Origin of the sequence: Bradyrhizobium sp. USDA 327 (assembly GCF_041262065.1) — a bacterium.
In the GTDB taxonomy this organism is placed as follows: Bacteria; Pseudomonadota; Alphaproteobacteria; order Rhizobiales; family Xanthobacteraceae; genus Bradyrhizobium; species Bradyrhizobium liaoningense.
Map to the genome: position 1 here is coordinate 810331 of NZ_JBGCCW010000001.1, position 18793 is coordinate 829123.

At 57.9% G+C, this 18793-nt stretch carries 15 protein-coding genes; 9 read left to right on the top strand and 6 right to left on the bottom strand.

What is annotated here, in order from left to right; translation table 11 throughout:
- The first annotated feature begins 225 nt into the window (after nt 1-225).
- Genes ABIA42_RS03565 through ABIA42_RS03575 form a run of 3 tightly spaced genes read left to right on the top strand, consistent with a single transcriptional unit; the run spans nt 226 to nt 3597 of the window.
- Nucleotides 226-2445, top strand: coding sequence for a polysaccharide biosynthesis tyrosine autokinase (locus ABIA42_RS03565; RefSeq protein WP_370115472.1), 2220 nt, complete (start codon nt 226-228; stop codon nt 2443-2445).
- Nucleotide 2446: 1 nt separating this feature from the next.
- Nucleotides 2447-3202: a hypothetical protein gene (locus ABIA42_RS03570; RefSeq protein ID WP_271526775.1), complete on the top strand. Its 756-nt coding sequence runs from the start codon at nt 2447-2449 to the stop codon at nt 3200-3202.
- Nucleotides 3202-3597, top strand: a complete 396-nt coding sequence (locus tag ABIA42_RS03575; RefSeq protein WP_271526774.1) for a hypothetical protein — start codon at nt 3202-3204, stop codon at nt 3595-3597. The genes ABIA42_RS03570 and ABIA42_RS03575 overlap by 1 nt, the downstream gene beginning before the upstream one ends.
- Nucleotides 3598-3615: 18 nt before the next feature.
- Here the strand turns inward: ABIA42_RS03575 and ABIA42_RS03580 are convergent, their stop codons facing one another.
- From ABIA42_RS03580 to ABIA42_RS03595, 4 genes are all read right to left on the bottom strand, one after another.
- Complete coding sequence (locus ABIA42_RS03580) at nt 3616-4686, bottom strand: glycosyltransferase family 4 protein (protein WP_370115469.1); 1071 nt, start codon at nt 4684-4686, stop codon at nt 3616-3618.
- Nucleotides 4687-4869: 183 nt separating this feature from the next.
- Nucleotides 4870-5541, bottom strand: coding sequence for a DapH/DapD/GlmU-related protein (locus ABIA42_RS03585; protein ID WP_061878790.1), 672 nt, complete (start codon nt 5539-5541; stop codon nt 4870-4872).
- A 119-nt stretch (nt 5542-5660) separates the two neighbouring features.
- Nucleotides 5661-6413 (bottom strand): class I SAM-dependent methyltransferase, encoded by a 753-nt coding sequence (locus tag ABIA42_RS03590; protein WP_370123657.1) that lies wholly within the window; start codon nt 6411-6413, stop codon nt 5661-5663.
- Nucleotides 6414-6496: 83 nt separating this feature from the next.
- Nucleotides 6497-7960 carry an endo-1,3-alpha-glucanase family glycosylhydrolase gene (locus ABIA42_RS03595; protein ID WP_370115467.1) on the bottom strand — a complete coding sequence of 488 codons (1464 nt, stop codon included), beginning with the start codon at nt 7958-7960 and terminating at the stop codon, nt 6497-6499.
- Between the two features lie 205 nt (nt 7961-8165).
- Between ABIA42_RS03595 and ABIA42_RS03600 the strand changes: the two genes are divergently transcribed.
- A complete protein-coding gene (locus ABIA42_RS03600) occupies nt 8166-9617 on the top strand; it encodes a hypothetical protein (RefSeq protein ID WP_271526770.1) in 1452 nt (483 codons plus the stop codon).
- 4 nt (nt 9618-9621) lie between these two features.
- On the opposite strand, the gene ABIA42_RS03605 is transcribed toward ABIA42_RS03600, so the two are convergent.
- Complete coding sequence (locus tag ABIA42_RS03605; protein WP_271526769.1) at nt 9622-10842, bottom strand: lipopolysaccharide biosynthesis protein; 1221 nt, start codon at nt 10840-10842, stop codon at nt 9622-9624.
- A 231-nt stretch (nt 10843-11073) separates the two neighbouring features.
- Nucleotides 11074-12573: an undecaprenyl-phosphate glucose phosphotransferase gene (locus ABIA42_RS03610; protein WP_370115464.1), complete on the bottom strand. Its 1500-nt coding sequence runs from the start codon at nt 12571-12573 to the stop codon at nt 11074-11076.
- 158 nt (nt 12574-12731) lie between these two features.
- Here ABIA42_RS03610 and ABIA42_RS03615 point away from each other — a divergent pair, with 158 nt between their 5' ends.
- The 5 genes from ABIA42_RS03615 (at nt 12732) to ABIA42_RS03635 (ending at nt 18780) form a co-directional block, all read left to right on the top strand.
- The gene (locus tag ABIA42_RS03615) at nt 12732-13793 is read left to right on the top strand and encodes an ABC transporter substrate-binding protein (RefSeq protein WP_370115462.1); all 1062 of its coding nucleotides are present in this window, start codon (nt 12732-12734) and stop codon (nt 13791-13793) included.
- A gap of 885 nt (nt 13794-14678) precedes the next feature.
- Nucleotides 14679-15971: a WcaI family glycosyltransferase gene (locus ABIA42_RS03620; protein WP_370157117.1), complete on the top strand. Its 1293-nt coding sequence runs from the start codon at nt 14679-14681 to the stop codon at nt 15969-15971.
- A 153-nt stretch (nt 15972-16124) separates the two neighbouring features.
- Nucleotides 16125-17195, top strand: coding sequence for a GDP-mannose 4,6-dehydratase (gene gmd, locus ABIA42_RS03625; RefSeq protein ID WP_370115460.1), 1071 nt, complete (start codon nt 16125-16127; stop codon nt 17193-17195).
- Nucleotides 17176-18138: a GDP-L-fucose synthase family protein gene (locus ABIA42_RS03630; protein ID WP_370115458.1), complete on the top strand. Its 963-nt coding sequence runs from the start codon at nt 17176-17178 to the stop codon at nt 18136-18138. Before gmd ends, ABIA42_RS03630 begins: the two co-directional genes overlap by 20 nt.
- Nucleotides 18139-18174: 36 nt before the next feature.
- Nucleotides 18175-18780, top strand: a complete 606-nt coding sequence (locus ABIA42_RS03635) for a WcaF family extracellular polysaccharide biosynthesis acetyltransferase (RefSeq protein WP_370115455.1) — start codon at nt 18175-18177, stop codon at nt 18778-18780.
- Nucleotides 18781-18793: the final 13 nt, after the last annotated feature.

Here is an 18793-nt window from a genome sequence, read left to right on the forward strand (position 1 = left end):
GTCCAGGCCTCTTGCGCCGGCATCCCTTAGAGAAAATAAACCAAGGCAGCGTGTCACGCGCTGCCTTTGATCTTCCGCGATGACTCGCACGATATAATACTGCCCGTGAAGCACGTGGTGCGTCCATGCTTCGATGGCTATGCGTGATTTGCGGATACGTGAAATCACGTCGCCGCGCGCTTGTCGGCCCAAGTACGGGCATTGATTGATTTCAGGAATTACCGGATGTTGCAGCTGAACAAGTCCACCTCAGAGATCAATCGCGAATTCGCCGAGACTCAAGGCTCACCGTTTCAATCGCTGACTTTGCATCTGGATGTCATCCGGCATCAGTTCCCAACGATTGTCGCCATCATATCCGCCTCCGTGATCCTGGCGCTTCTCTATCTCTTTACTGAAGCTCCGCAATTCACCTCTACGGCGTCGATAGTCATCGACACTCGAAAAGTACAATTGTTTCAGCAGCAATCGATGCTCGGTGACGTGGCCCCTGACTCCGCGTCGGTGGAAACGCAGGTCGAAATTCTCAAGTCCGAGAACATCAGCTTGGCGGTCATTCGTGACCTGCACCTGACGGAAGATCCGGAGTTCCTCGGCAACGGCGGAAGCTTGATCGGGTCGATCGGCAATTTCTTTTCCGATCTGTTTTCCAGTGGCCGTGCCGGTTCCGAGTTCAGATTGCAGCGCAAGGCTCTGCAACGCTTTGAGAGCAATCGTACCATCAAGCGTCTCGGTCTCACCTACGTCATGGAGATCGGCTTCACGTCGCGCGATCCAGCGAAAGCGGCGCAGATCGCCAATGCGATCGCTGACGCCTACATCGTTGACCAGCTGGAAGCCAAGTACCAATCGACGCGCCGCGCCAGCGTCTGGTTGCAGGATCGCATCAAGGAGTTGCGCGCTCAAGCATCCGCGGCACAGAAGGCGGTTGTCGATTTCAAGACGGCCAATAACATTGTCGATACCGGCGGGCGCTTGATGAACGAGCAACAGCTCGCCGAAGTGAACAGCCAGCTGGTTGGGGCCCATGCCTCGACGGCCGAGGCCAGGGCGCGGCTGGACCGCATCAACGATATTCTGAAGCGCGAAATCCCGGACGCGGCAGTGGCGGATGCTCTTCGCAACGAGACCATCGTCAAGCTGCGAGGCCAGTATGTCGACATGGCCGCCAAGGAAGCGATCTGGGCCGCCAAGTATGGCCACGATCATCTTGCCGCGGTGAACCTGCGTCGCCAAATGGACGAGATCAAGCGGAACATCATCGACGAGCTCAAGCGCATTCAGGAGTCCTACAAGAGCGACTACGATATCGCCGTCACGCGCGAGGAGAGCATCAAGGCTAGTTTGGCTACTGTGGTCTCGGAGTCCCAGCTGACCAATCAGGCGCAGGTTCGGCTACGCGAGCTCGATAGCAATGCGCAGTCGTATCAGGCGATGTACGACAATTTCCTGCAGCGCTACATGGAATCGGTCCAGCAGCAATCGTTCCCGATCAGTGAAGCGCGCGTGATCAGTGCAGCAACGACACCGCTGGTCAAGAGCTATCCAAAGACTCTTATCGTGCTGGGCGTGGCTCTTTTTGGCGGTTTGGTGCTGAGCTTCGTCCTGGCGATCGTGCGTGAAATGATGGACCGGGTGTTCAGGACGACTCAGCAGGTCGAAGAGGTGCTCGGCGCGAGTTGTATAGCGCTGCTGCCGACAGTGAACGCAGCTGCGACCAAGGACGCAAGGCCGAAATTGCTGCGTTATGTCGTTGATCATCCTCTCTCGCGCTTCTCCGAAGCGGTGCGCTCGACGAAGGTGGCAGTCGATCTAAACTCGATTGTTCGAGAGAACCGCGTGCTGGCGGTTACGTCGACTCTTCCGAATGAGGGCAAGAGCACGCTGTCTGCCAACCTGGCGCAATTGATGGCCCATGGCGGTGCGCGCGTCCTCCTGATCGATTGCGATCTCCGCAACCCCTCGCTGTCTCGCGCGCTGACGCCCGACGCGGAGTCTGGTTTGGTCGAGATCCTTGCGCACAAGGCGAAATTGGAGCAAGCGTTGACGGTTGATGCGCAAACGGGGCTCTCGATCCTGGCTGCAGGTACGACCTCCAAGCTTCTTCATACCAACGAGATATTGGCATCCAAGATGATGCATGGCCTGATTGGCGAGCTGAGGGACAAGTTCGATTACATCGTGCTCGACATGCCGCCCATGGCGCCTGTAGTGGACGTGCGCGTGACATCGACTTTCGTCGACTCCTACATATTCGTCGTCGAGTGGGGCAAGACCCTGATGGATGTCGTCAGGCACAACCTGCGTGGTTCTCAGGAAATCCAAGACAAGCTGCTTGGCGTCGTTCTCAACAAGGCAGATACGAAGCGCCTTGCTCGCTACGAGTCGTATCACAGCCGCTACTATTATAAGAAGAACTATGCCCGTTACGGCTACGTCGACTAGCATGGGCGAGATCTGGCGGAAATGTTGCAGGGGCGTATTGCTTCTGACGGGTATCGCTGGAGTAGCCTGGTCACTGGTGGTGTTGCCGTCGTTCTGGACCGATCTGCAGGTCAGCTCCGTCGCCACGCACATTCTGGTCGGTGAACAGCTCAAGCCGGGGACCGTGGAGTCGATCGCGGTGCGTATGGACGCCGACTCGCCATCGAGCCTTCCCTACCCAAGTCTGGTGCGAGCCCGAGCGCTGATTGCACTTCGCTCTGCCGAGGAGGGCCTGCTGGGAAAGGGTTCCCAGGACCTGGAGCGAAAATTGTCGACCGCGGAGAACAAGCTGAAGTCGTCCTTGATGCTCGATCCGGCCGACGCCTTTCTTTGGCTTTTGCTGTATTGGGTGAAGAACGAGCGAGACGGTTTCGACGCGGGGAATATTCGCTATCTTGAGCAGTCGTACGCGGCTGGACCATACGAAGGCTGGATCGCGCTCCGCCGCAACAGGTTGGCGCTTGCGATATTTCCATTGCTCGGCGAACAGCTGCAGCAACGGGTCGTTGCCGAGTTCGCTGGCATGGTCGAAAGCGAGTTCACCGATGATGCGGCACGCATTCTGACGGGAGTCGGTTGGCCTCAGAAGGATAGATTGCTGGCGAGCCTTGGGGGCGTTCGCCTGGTCGCCCGTGAAGCCTTTGCGAAGCGGCTGGCGTATGAAGGGGTGAAGGCTACCGTGCCGGGAGTCGATTTGCCTGAAAGGATGTGGCGGTAATGGTTCGATCGCTCTTTCGGCTTGCCCTGCTGATCTGCATGGCTCCGGCCTGGACATTGATCCAGAACATTCCGTCGGCTCACGCACAAAGCACTAAATCAAAATTCACGATGCAAGGCGCCGCCGACACATCGGAATCGCCCGTCATCCGTGACGGTGCCAATCGGCCCTGCCTCAATGTTGAGGCGGCTGCCAAAGGGCATGTCCAGAACGGAGAGCTGATGGATCATATCGTGAGCGTCAAGAACAACTGCTCTCGAATGATCAGGGTCAAGATCTGCTATTACCATAGTGATCACTGCAAGGATGCGACCGTCTACGGCTATCAGCGCGTCGACACGATTCTGGGAACGATGAAGATGTCGACGTTTCGATATTCACTATCTCAAAAATGAACTCGCCGCGCGCCCTGCTCATCTCGTCGCAGGTGCCTCGAAAAGGTCCATGAACTTTCTTGCGTCATCTTCGCGCTGAACGAGCAGCGCTGCGCGATTGCGCTTGGCCTCGTTCAAGGCGGCTTGAAAGTCAGCGACCGACTTTTCCCACACGAGGATTTGTTCCGCGATCCCGTCGAGATCTGACGCGCTCGGATCGAGCAGCAATTCTTCCGGCACCATGTTGGCGATGCATCCGCGGCTGGAGGCAGCGACGATGATGCCTGCCATCTGCGCCTCATAGATCACCACGGGCTGCGCCTCGTTGACGTATCTGGTCGGAAACACCAGAACGTCGATCGAGGAGAGAAAGTGGACCTTGGCGTCGTCATATACGGGCCCCACATACTCAATTCCACCGATCTCGTTCGCGCGGCGCTTGATGTAGTGCTCGATCTCGAGATCGGCGCAGGGACCGGCGATTCGTGCCGTCAGGCCGGATCCGCTCTCTCGCAGTCGAGCCATCAGGTCGAGAAAGCGGTCGATGCCTTTTTCCAGCGAGATGTTCGATAGATAGCCAATCGCGCTGAACGTCCGCTCACAGCTCCGCGGTTCGACCGCGGGCAAATCGATAAACGCCAGGTTGGAAATGACGACCGTCCTTAGATGCTTGCCATACAGCTCCGAAAGTGTCGTCGCCATCCTGGGACAGAGCGCAATATGAAATTGGTTGGCGCCGGCCATGCGAACAATGGACGCCAAGATGGCGCTACGCTTCGTCAGGTAGGCGAAGCTGTGATGATGAAAAGCGATCGTCTTCCCTAGCCACCGCGCAAGGATGACGACCAGGAGGTCATAGAGCAGTCCATATCCGCCGGACAGAGAAAGGTAGAGTATCGAGGCCTTCGGGTGGCGAAGGACAGTTCGTCCGCATCGGACGTATGCGCGTGCGCGATTGAAATGATGCCGCCACCGATTGGGAGCATCGCCCGGCGAGGTGTCGCCGAACGCGAGTTGATATCCGGCAGCGCGCAGAGTGTCGGCCGCTCGCTTGGTGACGAGAGCTGCGCCATGAACCGGCGGAGGAAGGGGACCCGCCACAATGATCATTTTACCGGGCACGAGGTCGTCGGTCCTTCAGCATGTCAGCCAATGAATAATCGATGGCGAGCGCAGTATTTTGGCAAGACAGCGCCGCGGATCCCCAATGTCGCCCACGGACCGTGGAGGCCAGGTCACTGTGTGCGACACATGGGCCGTACCCGGGATACGGCTACGAGCCGCGTTTGAACACTACGTGACTGTGAAGGCGGTTCGGTGAAAGATCTTTGCGGTCTTGGGGATGTCTCGCTGGTGAACCGCGGGATTGCCGCCGATCATCGAGTATTCCTGGGGCGCGACGTGGGTCACGACGGCGCCCGAAGCCACTACGCAATAGTCCGGGATGGTGACGCCCTGCAGAATGATCACGCCGGTGCCGATCATCGTGTAGGCTCCTATCGTGATTGGAGAGCATGTCTGCCGGGCAGACATTGGATTGACGCCGTGGGTCAACAGCTGGCTGCGGAATCCGGCGAGACCGCAGAATTGACGAAACTCGATCCGGTCGGTGCAATCAATGTAATGCTGGCTCATCACCAGACTCGCTTTGCGCATGATGAGATCCGAACGTCGCTTCGTCCTGTTTCGGAAGGCTGGCGAATTCAGGCGAGTTGATAGTCCACCGATCCAGTTCAGATTGCCGATGACCGCATCTTCATCCATCTGCAACCGATCAAGCCGGCCGATATAGTTGAGATGACCGATGTAAGTCTTCGCTTCCAGGACGCATTCGTCGGCGAGGATCAAGGACAGACCGATCCGCGCGTCGCGATGGATGGAAAAACCAGGGATCGCGTTGAGGACCAGCCGACGGACTCTCCAGGGGAAGAAAAGGAATAAAACTTGAATAACAATCTTCAGCATAGTCGTTCCTCGCGCCCACCCAAAATAACCGAAAGTGCTGCGGTTTGGTCAAGATCTCGGCTTTAAGGTTTATTTCGATAGTGTATCGCCTCGAGGACGCGAACTCACCAACGCACCAGCTAGGCGGCTTCCGCCGGACAGTCGAGCTTCTTCCGGATGAAGACCATCAAGACCGTCTTGAAGGCGTGAGGCGTGAGCGACTGAACGAGCTGGAACGCACGGTAGATGCCGCGGTTGTTGGCGTGGTAGGCTGGCTCCGCATCCCAAGCATATACAAAATGGTCAAACCGCGCGGGTGGGAAATACCTCCGTAGCGTAGCCGGCGTATTCAAACGATAGACCGCCGGAAAGATGTCCTCATCCTTGCGCTCGGGTTGTGCCGAGCTGAGTATGGTGCGGCTAATTCCGCTCGGGATCAGGCGGTTGGCCAATGCGATGTAGCCGTACCTGTTTGGGGTTCGCGCGCAGATCCAGCCGCCGGGCTTCAAAAGCCTGTCCATCTCGGCGGTGCTTTGGGCCGGATCCGGAATGTGCTCGAATGTGCAATCCGACAGGATGATGTCGGCGCAATTGGCAGGCAGTGGCGCACGTCCCGTCGGATCCAGGAGCATCGCCTCGTCGAGCGACGGATTGGTGAAGACGGCTTCGTCGACGTCCAGTCCGATGACTTGGGCAACGCGTCCCTTGAAATTGCAGAGATTGCGCCGGTACTCCGAGCTGGCGTCTTCATGGATCGCGCCGCGGCCTGCGCCGAAATCGATCATTCTGGTGCTCGGCGTCACGAGGGCATTCACGCGTTGGTAAAACGCAATCGTACCGTCGATTCTAGAAAATCCGCCAGCAGCTAATTCCGGGAAGAAAGTTGAATGCATGGGACTCACTGACGCTGGTGCGCTCAAGAGAAATGACGGCCAAATACCCAGGCAGTCCTCGTCTGAACCACGACCGGAATATTCTAGACCGGTGGACGGGACGACGATCCGCCGTGATACAGCAAATCCTGATAGGCCGAGGTCTCACGAATTTCGAACGCGCTCGGCAGGTCTATGACGCTGGCGTCCCCGCGGCTGAGCCGAAAACTCACTTTGCCCGGCACCAGCGGAATTCGAAACGACGTGATTCCAGCTTTCGCCTTCAGGCTCTTCGAGCCCTTCGCGGTCGCTATCGTGAGCTCGCCCGGCTCCTTCAAGAACGCAAGCAGCTCAATGTCATTCTGAGGCGGATCGGCAAAGCGGCTGACCAGATTCGTCGCGAACCTAAACGGTTGAGCAGAGCCGGTCCCGGCCGCCTCGGTGGACTCGATACGGTGAAAATAGTAGAGCACGTCTTCAGTGATCGGCGGCATCGTGCCGTTCTTGAACCAGGCGATATAGAACGCAGCGAGATCATAAAAAGCATATTGAATGCTGGTGGACGGTCGAATTTCGGATCCTTCGGAATAGTCGTTCCAGGTGGCGATGTTGACCGCGTCGGAGCCGATTTCCATTGCCGCGGCCCATGAAGCCCGGAACAATTCACTGTTGTGGCATTCCGAGAACCAGCGATTGTGCGGCCGGAAGTCCTGGGGCCACACCACCGATGCCCAGACCTTCCCAGCCTGTTTGGCCAACTTTCCTACTTTCTTGAGAAGAGGGATGTCGCTCAATTTGTCGACCCCCCACATCGATGCGCCGTCGATCAGATCCATGAAATCGATCGTTCTGCGCACATCGAGAAATGTAGGATAGAAGAAAACCTTCTCTCCGCCGGCCGTCAGTCGCTGCAACAGTTCCTTCCATCGGCCAACGTCCCACTGCTCGGGAGAAAAGGCCCCCAGGATCAGTCGGCCGTCGGAGTGGCGCGCAACGTGGGCGTTCCGCGCCAGCTTGAGGACGGCGTCGGCAATCGCATCGACCGGCGTCTTCACCAGAATTACGGTATCGATCGATAGTATGACTTCAAATCCCGGCGGGCCCTGTTGGGCGGCCTCGAGCATGTTGCGCAGATGGATCATGTACGGGGAGCCGTCGTCTATACCTCCCATGTTGAAAAGGAAGCCATCCAGCCCGATGTGATGCGCGGCTTTGATCTCATCGAGCATGTCAAGCACAGCCCAGTTTGCCTCTGGGCGCGGAGGTCGAGGCAGGGGCCGTTCGCGAACGAAGCCACCTTCGGCCCGAAGTTTACCTTGGGTCCCGTCTGGCGACAGATAATCGGCATACTGATCTTTGTCCGCCGGCCAGTTATCAAACGAGGTCGGAAACCAATGCCAATGAGCGTAAACTTTCTTCGCTTTCGCTCCTGAACTCGTCGCGGCCGCCACCGAGGCCGGCAGTGAAGATGCTCCCGCGAGGAGGATTCCGGCGGAAAGAAGCCGACGTCGGTCCATACGTGCGTGCAGCTTGAGGTCGTCGTTAATCCGGGCCGGGGAAAAGGACATTCAAGTAAGTATTCCGTTGATATCTTCTATATATTACAAGGATATCTCACCTGAGATTTGGCCGCAAGGTGAGCGAGTTCGAAGCGTTAACGCGACCGAGATATGTATTGTACGATCTGCACCGAGGCTGAACTGCGGTGGGATGTGCTATTTCCAGAGCCAGCGCCGCAACGTGGAGCTTGGCGAACTCTAATGTCTTCAAGTCATGAACCAGTTCTCGCGTAGTGCAGCCGCTTCCCAGTTCTATGTGACGCCGAAGAGCGTCTTCGACTATGTCGTGATCGGCTCAGCCGGCGCCTACTTGCTCCTCTCGTTCACCCAGGCCTGGTCCAGCCCGCGTGCATCGTTGATCGCTGCCATGATACTCGGGGTGAACGGGATCGTTTCCTTGTTCGGACTGAAGATCGCTCTGGCCAGATCTTACCTGCTGTTCGTTGTCTTCTTCGTCTTCAACCTCCTGTTTCTGGCCGTGGCGCCGCTTCAGCAGATCGGGAACGACTTCGATCCAATTCTGGCTGATGTAAGTCTCGTTGTGCCGGCCAGCGTCCTTTGCGCATTCATGACGATCGTGGGCCTCTGCTTCGTCATCTATCGTCCCTTTCGAGCTCCCGAACCCCGCCATAACCGGTTTCTGGACAGAAGCCTCGCCGCCGAGCCAAATCCGAACTACACCCTTCTGGCAGCTGCCTCGATGGTCGTATCGCTGGGATTGGTTGGTTATCTTGGCTCGTCATTGCTTCAGGTGAATCGCGAGGCCTTCGGTTCGGTGGTCGGCGAAAGCAAGATGATCAACATTCTGGTCACGGCATTCTTCCGGCCATTCACCCTGGTTGCTCCTGTTATCGGTGCGAGTGTCGCTTTGGCTCGCCGGAACACGGGCTGGGTGACGTGCTTTGCAGTTCTGCTTCTGGCGGGTCTCTTCATCAACAACCCGCTCATTTCCGCACGTTTTCGCTCCTCGACATTGATTGTATTCTGCGTGCTTGCGATATTTGGTCCAAGAAGCGTTCGTCTGTTTCTTGTCACCTATTTCGCCGGATTGCTGGCCTCGCCCATATTCGGATCCATTTTCCGGTACGCAAACGTCTCTCTCGATCAGCGGCCATTCTCGCAGTTCTTTGTTCATCCTGATTTCTCAGGCCTCGATCTGTTCTGCTATGCCATTATGTGGGTCGAAATGAAGGGCTTGGAATGGGGATCGAACATCATGGGAGCACTGCTGTTCTTCGTTCCCCGAGACCTTTGGGCAGGGAAGGGAAGAACGGTCGGCGAGATCATGCATGACTACATCTTCATCCTGAAAGGCTTCGGCACCGATAACGTTTCGGCTCCGCCGCCGATCGAGGGCTATTTCAGCTTCGGGATTGTTGGGGCGATGCTGATGTCTGTCGCGATCGTCTATGTTCTCGATCGGGTAGAACGTCGCGGCTTCGCCGCCCAAAGGCTGTCGCCGCTGTACTTCATTCTCTGTCTTTCGCCGATGCTTTGCATGATCTTGCTTCGCGGCCCGTTTCAAGTGGGGTGGTCGGAATGGGCAATCCATAGCTCTACCGTCGTGGCTTCGGCGGCCATGCTCCTCATCACCAAACGGACCGTCTATATTCCTGCACGCCCGTCAATTCGCCGCGTGTCAATGCCGGAGACGTCGCAGAAGTGAGCGGCTAACCGGGCTGCGTTCGGATACGGCCCGAGGCTCCCTTGACCACTACCCAAAGCGCCGCGGCACCATTGGCAATCGCTAGCGACACGAACGCACCGGTAACTCCAAAAGCCAAGCAACTGGGAATCGCGATGACGGCGGTTATCGCCGCCGAGATCAAGCTGCCGGCCTGCATCAGGCCCAGCCGGTGATTGGCCCTCAGCCACATGCTCACAGTAGCGAGTGCGAGGGCGAAGCTCGTCGAGATCAATGCAACGGGGATGGATCCTCCGAGCGCGACATACTTGGTTCCGAAGATGAGAGAGGCCGCGTCGCTGCCGAACCAAATTGCCATGACGGCCAACGGAAGCGGAGCGAAGACGATCAGAGCCAGGATGAGCAGGTGGGGCGTTTCAATCTGGCTGATCCTCGCGACTGCAATGCGCGGCGTGATGAATCCTGAGAGCCCGCCAAGCAACTGAGCGAATGGGGCTATCACGGCGAACATCAGCCGATAGCTTGCAACGGCTTCAGGCGAGTTCAGAAACACGAACACGAACGGATAGATATTTGTCGTCGCCAGGCCGAGGAGGTTGTTGATCAGGAACGAGTATCCCGCCCGGAAATGGGACTTCAGGGAGATGTTCTGGTTGTCGTTGAGCTTGCGTGGGATGTTTCGCCAAGCCGAGACAAGGAAGACCAGATTGCCGAGGATGAAGGGTACGGTATATGCAAAGTGCGATTCCAGATTGACGTGGGGCAGCATCCAGGCTGACACGATCAGGACCGTTGCGTAAGCCGCTGCTGCGACGGCGGATGCCTGCACGTGTCCCTGAATGTGCATAATTCGCCGAACGAACTGGACCGGACCGGCAAAGCTGAAGAACAGGCAGGCTAGAGCCACAACTGTGAGCGTTTGCATCTCGTGAGTGCTGCTGCTCAAGACGAGTGCGCATCCTGCGGCCAGCGCCAGGCAGCAAAAGGATACATTGATCGTCCACAGGCGCCGTAACAATGATCGTTGACTGTCCTGTGCGCTGATTCCGGTCGCGATGATGGGATCGCAGATGACCGCGTGATGAGCGCCGATGAGAATGAGATAGCAGGTATATCCAAGGCTCAGCTCGGCGAATTCGGCCAGCGGCAGCCGGCGCGCGACTACCGCCAGGTAGAAGAAATTGGAGAAGCTGAAGATGACCTGCTCGCTGCCCAGAACGAAATATTTGATGAGGTAGGTTTTCATCTTCCTGAAATTGGATTGCTGCTAGCGGGCGCTAGGGCCTTAGCGGTGGTGCCCTGTTTGCGCAACGTTATAGGATGATGCGGAGCCCCGATGCGAGCTTGTTTGAGGACAAAGTTAATTGCCTGATTCTCATCCTGGGCGAACGAATCCACGATCAGGCGCGTGCCCATACGATTGGCGGCATCGCTAAATGAATGGACTGCCTCTACTGGAGGGGGACGGGGCAAGACATCAGTACGCTACGGGATCGCGAGTCACTTGTACCACCGTGCGCAAGATGATCTTCGCGTCGAGCCAGATGCTCCAGTTGTTGATGTACCACAAGTCCAGGTCGACCCTGGATTTCATCATGTTAACGGTCAGCGTTTCGCCGCGGTAGCCGTTGACCTGAGCCCAGCCAGTGATGCCTGGTTTGACGTGTTGGCGAAACGCGTAGTTGCTGATGACCTGCTCATACTCCGAGTTGTGCGCGGCCGCGTGGGGGCGGGGGCCGACCAGCGACATGTCGCCCAGCAGGACATTGAGCAGCTGCGGCAGTTCGTCGATCGAGGTCTTACGTAGCCATCTGCCGACCGGGGTTACGCGAGGATCGTTCCTGCGTGCTTGCAGAATGATCGGCCCATCTTCCAGCACGCGCATCGTCCGAAACTTGTAGATCTTGAAGGCGCGACCGTTGAAGCCGTTCCGGGTTTGCCGAAAGAGCACCGGGCCGGTCGATGTGCATTTGATCAGGATCGCGGTCATCAGCATGACCGGTGCGAACACCAGCAGGCCGAGGCTGGCGCCGATCAGGTCGAACGCGCGTTTGAGAGCCTGTTCTTGTCGCGAAATTGGTGCACGCCGTATCTCTGCAATCATGCTGCTTCCGGCAGTCGTGACCGGGTAGCGCAAGAACCTCGAGACATCCGGATCGGAGACGAGATTGACCGGTATCGGAAGGATTCTCAGCGCGTCCGCGATCATGTCGATCGCGTGCCAATGATCCCACCTGAGCAGCAGGAACACCTGTTCGATCTGGTTCTCCCGCGCGTAGGCGATGAAGTCGTCGAGGCGCGGTCCGATCGACGGAATCAGCGACGGCGAAGTCAGGCACTCCGGGCGGAGCTCCATGATCCGCGTGATCCGGTAGCCATGCTGTGTGAGCTCTGCCATTGCCTCTGATGACACCAACCCGCGCTCGGCGATCGCCACGGCGCGGCGCCTGGCGAAGGCACCACGGTTCCGCAACGCCGTCGTGACAAATCGCGCAATGGCTGCCTTCGCCAGCAGAAGCAGAACTGGAGCGACCAGGTAGAACGAGATTATCGTGCCGCGCGAGATTTGATTGCTGGCCTTCATGGCGAAGGTGATAACGATCAGCGCGCCGAACAAGGCGGTCCACGTTGCCAGTGTCTTCTTGAATAGCCGCGGCAGGTCAGTAAAGTTTTTGAGAGCGTAGCCGTGCTGAACCTTGATCAGAAGTATGAAGTTGAGCGCAACGAGGAGGCTGAGCGCGGTGTAGACGTCGAGTTGGTCGTGCTCCGGCCGTGCATAGATCTGGTACCCGGCAGCACAGCCAACGCCGCTTGCCACGATGATGATAGCGTCGGCCACAAGAGCCAGCAGTTCAACAATGTTGGGTCGCCACCATCTCACGACTAAACTTGCGCGTGCCGGATTCGCCTCATCGAGAACGTGAATCTCTACCGGACTGTCCGCGGCGGAGGTCGGGCGAGCCGATGCAATTGTCATAATATCAACTCAGGACAAGGAAGATCGGGTTGGGTGCTATCAGGAGAGGCCGTAGCCGAAACAAGACGAATGAAAAAATAACCTTACTTCTTGTGCTCTCATTATCCTAATTCTGCCATTTGGAACACAAAATTCGAAGGTCGGAAGGGGATACGTTCATGCGTCACCGACGGCGGCGATCGGGATCAACGGTGACGCGCCGGGTGGCGATCGGTCTCGCGGCGCTGTCCGCAACCGGCCTTGTTGTCTTCGCCTTGGTTCCTGATGTTACGCCCGTCCACACTCCCGCCGATTCCTCGTTTCACGCCAGCTTCTTCCTGGATGGGCGCTACTCCGCTCGCTTCGCCGGGGAGATGATTGCTGCCAAGGAGGGCTATTTCAAGCGAGGCGTCGCAATGAGAGCCCTTCCAGACGATCCGAATTTCGTCGAAACGGTTGCGAGGGAGAATGCAATCGGGGTGACGACGGGCCAGAAGTTCTTGCTTGCCGTTTGGCGAGGGGCTCCTGTCACTGCCTTTGCAGCCGGCTTCCTTGACACCTCGGTGGCGATTTTCGCGCTGGAGCGGTCGGGCTTGCATCGCCCGGACGACCTCATCGGAAAGCGCATCGGTTGCCGCGAGGGGAGTGAGGCAGAGGTGGTCTTTGACGCCATGATGGCCAGGCTTCGATTGCCGCGTAGCCAGATCGTCAAGGTTTCCGACCGGGCCAACTTCCAGGCACTAAGAGCTGGGGATGTGGACGCGATCGTTGTCCCGATCGATCAGCAGCCTAGCCCGACCAGCGCGGACTACGTCCCATTGAGCGTTATGAGACCTCAGGACTACGCAATCCACGTGCCTGGGCAGGTTTATTTCGCCAGCAACGATCTGATTCGAGAGCGACCGTCCGCAATTGCCGACCTGTTGCACGGCTTGGTTCGAGGTTGGCAATTTGCCTATGCCGATTACAGCCGGGCGATTCCGATCATTGTCGATTTTGACCGGTCGGGCCTCTCTCCCGAGCGCGTCAAGTTCGAAATGGAGCAGCAGCGGTCGCTGGTGCTGCCTGTCGGCGCCCGAATAGGCGAATACGACGAAAGTCGGTGGCGAACCCTGCGCGACATCCTGGTCTTCGCGGGTCTTGGCAGGGAGAACGCCCCGCTGTTTCAGGCTGTCAGCACACAATTCATCAGGGGCGAGTACCGGCGAGCGCCGGAAAAGGAGGGAGCCGGCGCCTTCTAGCGGCCCCGATTCGACATCCCGGGCTGGTGGATGGGTACGCTATGATCCGTTGCCTTTTTCCGATCCCGTTGATAAACAATCTGCTCGATATCCGGCTGAATTTTGAAATATTCTGATTTGGCGCATTTCGTCGCCGGTTGGCGACGCGCAGGGGAAGGTGATGGCAAAGCAGACTATCCGGCGTTTGGGGTTGTTGGTATCGGCAATGGTCTTGTTGGCCGGGCCGCAGGCAATCGCTGCGATGCAGTTGCCGGCACCCGTCGTTTCGACGCCGGCCGAACACGTATTCCCGGTTACCTTCTGGGCTCAATCATATCCTTACCGCTATGTGCCGCGGCGGCGTTGCCCTCAAGTCCGCGTGGAAACTCCCTACGGTTGGTATTGGGATCGGGTCTGTATAGCGGAGACCAGCCCGATCCTTCGCCGGGCTTACTAGGCGGGACGTTTCTCTGAAAGCTCCGGTCGCTTGTCGCGCCTGACGGATCTTGACGGTACGCGTTCATCATTAAAATGATCCTTTCTTTACTCCGTTAATGAGAGCTGCCACCACCTCGCAAGCGAAAGTGCGGGGAACGACAGGCTGGTGCCTTGCGCAAGCGCATGTACTGGCCCGAAGGTTCACGGACTGCGGGGCTGGGTTCGATCAGGCTGTCAAGATCGGCAGAAGCGTGGCGTGTCGATGCGGAGCGAAGTTTTTCTTTCCGATGATTGCGGGCCTGTACCGAGCGTGGTCCTCTTGATTTCGCACCGGAGTTCAAGCGGCGATTAGCCGCCGCGGCAGCGATCGTTCAGCGGAGGCTGCGAAGCCAATGCGGTGATCCTTGGCTGTTTCGAGTTTTTGGATACGAGTTATCGTTCAGGATTTGGATTGAATGCGTATTCTGGTTGGTCGGCATCAATTATGCTCCCGATCTGATCGGCGTGGCCAAATACAATACGGAGCTTTGCGAAAGCCTTGTTGCCGAGGGCCATGAGGTGAGGGTCGTTACGGCGCCTCCCTACTATCCGGCCTGGAGCATCCCCGCCGGTTTGAATGCCTCCTATTTCAGGCGCTCGATGATGGAGGGCGTGGGCGTCATGCGAGCGCCGATCTACGTTCCCAAGCAGCCGACTGGTGCAAAGCGTCTGATTCATCACCTGTCCTTTGCACTGACGAGCCTGGTGCCGGTGCTGATCGATGCATATTCCTGGAGGCCAGACATCGTAATTTCCGTCGCGCCGTCGTTGATGTCGGCCCGATTTGCTTCCTTCGTTGCTCGTCGCATCGGTGCCAAGTCGTGGCTTCATGTGCAAGACTTCGAAATTGATGCCGCATACGGTCTAGGACTGCTCCGGAATGCTTCCCTGCGGAAGGTGATGCTCAAGGCGGAGGCGGCGGTCCTCAGATCGTTTGATCGCGTTTCCAGCATCTGTCCGCAAATGGTGGAGCGTTTGTGGGACAAGGCCGTCGATCCGCATAGAGCGACCGAGATCCGAAACTGGATCGACACGGATGTGATATTTCCCCGTCCGAAGCAGACCAAATATCGCACATCCCTGAATATCGACGAAGATGACGTCGTTGCTCTCTACTCCGGGACCATGTCGGCCAAGCAGGGACTCGATCTCCTCGTCGAAGCCGCAGCTCTTCTTCGGCACAATCCGCGACTGCATTTCATTCTGGCTGGTGAAGGGCCGCACAAGGCAAGACTGGTGGACATGGCCTCCGAGAATCCGAGAGTTCATTTCCTGGGACTCCAGCCGAACGAAAGTTTCAACGAATTGTTGGCAACGGCTGACCTTCACGTAGTCCCGCAGAGGGCGGAGGCGGCCGATCTCGTATTGCCATCCAAGTTGGGGGCGATGTTTGCGTCCGCGCGTCCCGTCGTCGCGATGGCAGAACGGGGCACGGGGCTTGCTGCCGAAGTGCAGGGTGCCGGTTTGCTCGTTCCGCCGGGAGACGTTGGATCGCTTGCAGATGCCATTCTTCAGTTAAGCGAAGATCCTTCTCTTCGCGAGAGGCTTGGCGCAGAGGGACGAAAGCGTTCCATCGAACGTTGGGACCGCCGTACCATCGTGCGTCGATGGATCGAGAGCATGAGTTCGATTTGCGGTCTGCCGGGCAGATCTGAACACGGGACGGGTGTGGTTTCCGAGAAGGCGACGACATCGATCAATGACGCTCTTCGTCTGTCCTGACGTGACACGTCAGAATGTCTCCGGCGTTAATGATCAGTCCCTGCTACGATTGACCTGCATGGAAGGTCGCTTCTACATGACTGCGGTGGTTGAGCCGTTCCATCGTTATCGTATTTGTTTCCAATCCCGGCGGTCAACGGCAGGTTTTCGCATATGAGTGGGCGTGTTGCGCTAATTACGGGCGTCACTGGACAAGACGGTGCGTATCTCGCCGAGCACCTTATATCGCTCGGTTATGTCGTTCATGGCATCAAGCGGCGTTCGTCTTCCTTCAATACTGCCCGTGTCGATCATTTATATCGCGATCCGCACATTGGTGATGTGCCGTTCCTGATGCACTACGGCGACATGACGGATTCCACCAATCTGATCAGGCTCGTGCAGCAGATCAAGCCGACGGAGATCTACAATCTCGCGGCGCAGAGCCATGTCGGCGTCAGTTTCGAGAGTCCCGAATACACCGCTAACGCCGACGCAATCGGGGTACTGAGGCTTCTGGAGGCGATCCGCATCCTGGGCATGGAGAAGGAGACGCGGTTCTATCAGGCATCCACGTCCGAGCTGTATGGGCTGGTGCAGGAGATCCCGCAGAGGGAGACAACGCCGTTCTATCCGCGCTCGCCCTATGGTGTCGCGAAGCTCTACGGATACTGGATCACGGTCAACTACCGCGAGGCCTACGGGATGTTTGCCAGCAACGGCATCCTGTTCAACCACGAGAGTCCCATCCGCGGTGAAACGTTCGTAACCCGCAAGATCACGCGCGCCGTGGCCCGCATCGAGGTCGGGATCGAGGATACGCTTTACCTGGGCAATCTCGAGGCGAAACGAGACTGGGGGCATGCCAAGGACTATGTCGAAGGGATGCACTTGATCATGCAGGCGGACAAACCGGACGATTTCGTGCTTGCCACTGGCGAGACCCGCTCGGTGCGCGAGATGGTTGAACTCTCCTTCAGGGAGGTGGGACGCGAGATCGAATGGCGCGGCAAGGGCGTTGATGAGACTGGCATCGACAGAAGCACCGGCAAGACGGTGGTTCGAATCGACCCGACCTATTTCCGCCCGACCGAGGTGGACATTCTGGTTGGCGATGCGAGCAAGGCGAACAGGATGCTGGATTGGAAGCCGAAGCGGACGTTCGGCCAGCTCGTGCACGAGATGGTGGCAAGCGATCTGAAGGATGCAAGGCGGGAGCTATCGAGTGCCAGCCACAAAGTTTGATCTGAATGGCAAGAGCGTCTACGTCGCCGGGCATCGGGGGATGGTCGGCGCTGCGCTCGTGCGCAGGCTCGCGCAAGAAGACGTCCGGTTGCTCACCGCGAAGCGAACCGAAATCGACCTGATCAACCAAGCCCAGGTGTTCGATTGGTTCGCAAGGATGCGGCCGCAGGTCGTGTTCGTCGCAGCGGCCAAGGTGGGAGGAATTTCCGCGAACGACAAGCTTCGCGCCGAGTTCATCTACCAGAACATCGCAATCGCGGCTAACGTCATCCACGCTGCGCATACAAGCGGTGCCGAGAAGCTGATGTTTCTCGGTTCATCCTGCATCTATCCAAAATTTGCGCCTCAGCCGTTGCGCGAAGACTCGATCTTGACCGGTCTACTTGAGCCGACCAACGAGCCCTATGCGATCGCCAAGATCGCCGGCATCAAGATGGCAGAGGCTTATCGGCGCCAATATGGCTCTGACTTCATTAGCGTGATGCCGAGCAATCTCTACGGCCCCGGGGACAACTATCACCCGGAATATAGCCATGTCGCAGCGGCCCTGATCCGACGCTTTCACGAAGCCAAGGTCAGCGGAAGCAAGAGCGTCGTCGTCTGGGGGAGCGGTTCGCCGCGTCGCGAGTTTCTCTTCGTTGACGACATGGCGGACGCTTGTATTCACCTGATGAAGAACTATTCCGACGAGAGGCCGATCAACATCGGGACTGGCAGCGACATTACCATCGCTGAGCTCGCCCGTATGATCGCCGGTATCGTCGACTATCGAGGGGATATCGTCTTCGACCCGACACGTCCTGACGGAACGCCGCGCAAGCTGCTTGATGTCAGTCGTCTCTCAACACTCGGGTGGCAGGCCAAGACTCCGTTGGAGGCCGGGATGCGGCGCGCCTATGAGGCCTACCTGACGACCCAGGCATCCACCATAGACGACCGGTGAAACATAGTCCTCCCTCTGTCGGCCGAACTTACCAGAATGCGCGAGTTTCAGAAGCTGGATCAGTTTCGTGTACCGCCGGGGTTTCGCGGACGGGGAGCGGTCGTCGTGGTGCTTTGGCAGGTCGTTCAATCGACACTCTTTGCACTTTCGCCTCAACCCTTTTTTGCATGGCGGCGCTTTCTGTTGCGCCTGTTCGGAGCAAAGATCGGTCGTAAGGTGCTGCTGCGCCCGACGGTGCGCGTGACCTACCCCTGGAAGACTGAGATAGGGGACCATTCCTGGGTTGGTGATCACGTCGAGCTGTACAGCCTGGATTGCATTTCAATCGGCTCTCATTCGGTAATTTCGCAGCGATCCTATCTCTGCACGGGATCGCATGACATGGCCGACCTCGCGTTCAGCTACATCACCGCCCCGATCACGGTCGGCGATCAGGTTTGGATCGCCAGCGACGTGTTTGTTGCGCCGGGCGTGAAGGTGGGCAGAGGCGCCGTCGTCGGTGCGCGGAGCACCGTACTCAAGGACGTTCCTCCCGAGGTCGTGGCCATTGGCGAGCCTGCGCGGGTCGTGCGCGATCGCCTCGCGTCCGGTGGGGACAAGTCCGGCAATGCAATCTCGGAGCAATCCGATCCGCTCCGCTGATTGGCTCGAGCCA

What these genes read in the sequence shown, in the direction of transcription:
- ABIA42_RS03565 (WP_370115472.1), top strand. Translation starts at nt 226, where the DNA reads ATGTTGCAGCTGAACAAGTCCACCTCAGAGATCAATCGCGAATTCGCC.
- ABIA42_RS03570 (WP_271526775.1), top strand. Translation starts at nt 2,447, where the DNA reads ATGGGCGAGATCTGGCGGAAATGTTGCAGGGGCGTATTGCTTCTGACG.
- ABIA42_RS03575 (WP_271526774.1), top strand. Translation starts at nt 3,202, where the DNA reads ATGGTTCGATCGCTCTTTCGGCTTGCCCTGCTGATCTGCATGGCTCCG.
- ABIA42_RS03580 (WP_370115469.1), bottom strand. Translation starts at nt 4,686, where the DNA reads ATGATCATTGTGGCGGGTCCCCTTCCTCCGCCGGTTCATGGCGCAGCT.
- ABIA42_RS03585 (WP_061878790.1), bottom strand. Translation starts at nt 5,541, where the DNA reads ATGCTGAAGATTGTTATTCAAGTTTTATTCCTTTTCTTCCCCTGGAGA.
- ABIA42_RS03590 (WP_370123657.1), bottom strand. Translation starts at nt 6,413, where the DNA reads ATGCATTCAACTTTCTTCCCGGAATTAGCTGCTGGCGGATTTTCTAGA.
- ABIA42_RS03595 (WP_370115467.1), bottom strand. Translation starts at nt 7,960, where the DNA reads ATGTCCTTTTCCCCGGCCCGGATTAACGACGACCTCAAGCTGCACGCA.
- ABIA42_RS03600 (WP_271526770.1), top strand. Translation starts at nt 8,166, where the DNA reads ATGAACCAGTTCTCGCGTAGTGCAGCCGCTTCCCAGTTCTATGTGACG.
- ABIA42_RS03605 (WP_271526769.1), bottom strand. Translation starts at nt 10,842, where the DNA reads ATGAAAACCTACCTCATCAAATATTTCGTTCTGGGCAGCGAGCAGGTC.
- ABIA42_RS03610 (WP_370115464.1), bottom strand. Translation starts at nt 12,573, where the DNA reads ATGACAATTGCATCGGCTCGCCCGACCTCCGCCGCGGACAGTCCGGTA.
- ABIA42_RS03615 (WP_370115462.1), top strand. Translation starts at nt 12,732, where the DNA reads ATGCGTCACCGACGGCGGCGATCGGGATCAACGGTGACGCGCCGGGTG.
- gmd (WP_370115460.1), top strand. Translation starts at nt 16,125, where the DNA reads ATGAGTGGGCGTGTTGCGCTAATTACGGGCGTCACTGGACAAGACGGT.
- ABIA42_RS03635 (WP_370115455.1), top strand. Translation starts at nt 18,175, where the DNA reads ATGCGCGAGTTTCAGAAGCTGGATCAGTTTCGTGTACCGCCGGGGTTT.